This is a genomic window from Vibrio sp. Vb0598 (genome assembly GCF_033338935.1).
Classification (GTDB): domain Bacteria; phylum Pseudomonadota; class Gammaproteobacteria; order Enterobacterales; family Vibrionaceae; genus Vibrio; species Vibrio alginolyticus.
Genome location: NZ_JAWOTP010000080.1, coordinates 1 through 1,670, shown reverse-complemented (window position 1 = coordinate 1,670; position 1,670 = coordinate 1). Strand labels below are relative to the sequence as shown.

Sequence of the window (1,670 nt, the reverse complement as noted above, 5' to 3'; positions counted from 1 at the left end):
TTGCGAACTAAGATGTCTGCTGCTGCCAGACCTGCAGGGCCTGCGCCGATGATTGCCACCTTTTTATCCGTCCATTCCACTTTGGACATGTCAGGCTTCCAGCCCATTTCAAAGGCTTTGTCGGTGATGTACTTTTCAATGTTACCTATCGTGACTGCACCAAAATCATCATTTAGTGTGCACGAACCCTCACACAAACGGTCTTGCGGACACACACGGCCACACACTTCAGGCAAGCTGTTGGTTTGGTGTGAAAGTTCCACGGCTTCTAAAATTCGGCCTTCATTCGCCAGTTTTAGCCACTGGGGAATGTAGTTATGGACGGGGCACTTCCATTCACAATATGGGTTACCGCAATCCAAACAGCGATCGGCTTGCGCCGTTGCTTGTTGTTTCGTGAACGGCTCGTAGATTTCAACAAACTCAATCTTACGAATCTTAATTGGTTTTTTCGCCGGATCTACGCGTTGAACATCGATAAATTGGTAAACGTTCTGACTCATGATTCAAACATCCTCCATGATTTATTGGGCTTGAACGCGCAGTTCAGCAGCGCTGCGGCTTTGGTGACCAAGTAGCGTGTTTAAGTCAGCCGCTTGAGGTTTCACCAAGTAGAACTTCGGAATCCATTCGTCAAAGTTCGCCAAAATATGTTCTGCATGGCTAGAGCCAGTCTCTTCGAGATGCTCTGCAATTAGGCCGCGCAAGTGCTCTTGGTGGATGTATAGATCCGACAGTGAAATGGCTTCCACCGATTCGTTGTTTACACGACCTTGGAAGTCTTGATTTTCATCCAACACGTAAGCAAAACCGCCCGTCATACCAGCGCCGAAGTTCACTCCTGTGGCGCCAAGAATAGCCACAATGCCGCCAGTCATGTATTCACAAGCGTTATGGCCAGCACCTTCTATGACGGCGATGGTGCCAGAGTTACGAACACCAAAACGCTCTCCCGCTTTACCCGCAGCAAACAGTTTGCCTCCTGTCGCGCCGTACAAACATGTGTTACCGATAATGGTGGCTTCGTTACATTTAAATGCAGTGCCTAGGTGAGGTTTAATCGCGATTTTACCGCCTGCCATGCCTTTGCCTACGTAGTCGTTCGCATCACCAGTGAGGTAAAGCTCTACGCCGCCCGCATTCCAAACACCAAACGACTGGCCAGCCGTACCATCAAGATAGATTTTGATTGGCGAAGCTGCCAAACCTTGGTTGCCATAGCGTTTTGCTATCTCACCAGATAAACGCGCGCCAACAGAACGGTCGGTGTTGATGACGTTGTAGAAGAAACTTGCTGATTGGCTGTTTTCGACAGCATTCAAGGCATCATCAACGATTTTTTGGTTGAGTTCGGCTTTATCAAACGGTTTGTTTGGCTCCGTCCAAAATAGTGGATGACCTTCGGCTGAAATAGGAGCTTCTAAGATGTTTGATAGATCCAACTTGGTTTGCTTCGCAGTGAATCCCTCGACGGCTTCAAGTAAATCAGTACGACCAATTAAGTCTGTCAGTTTCTCTACGCCAAGTTCTGCGAGTAACTCACGTACTTCATCGGCAAGGCCAGTAAAATAGTTCATTACCATTTCTGGTAAGCCTTTAAAGTACTCTTTACGAAGGGTTTCATCTTGAGTTGCCACACCCGTTGCACAGTTGTTCAAGTGGCAAATACG

At 47.8% G+C, this 1,670-nt stretch carries 1 protein-coding gene and 1 pseudogene; both read right to left on the bottom strand.

All coding sequences use genetic code 11. The features are described from left to right. Window positions 1-503, bottom strand: a pseudogene (locus R7Q38_RS23040) (glutamate synthase small subunit); the annotation flags it as partial. A 21-nt stretch (window positions 504-524) separates the two neighbouring features. Continuing rightward, a partial coding sequence (locus R7Q38_RS23035) for a glutamate synthase-related protein (protein ID WP_318114414.1) occupies window positions 525-1,670 on the bottom strand: 1,146 nt, incomplete at its 5' end.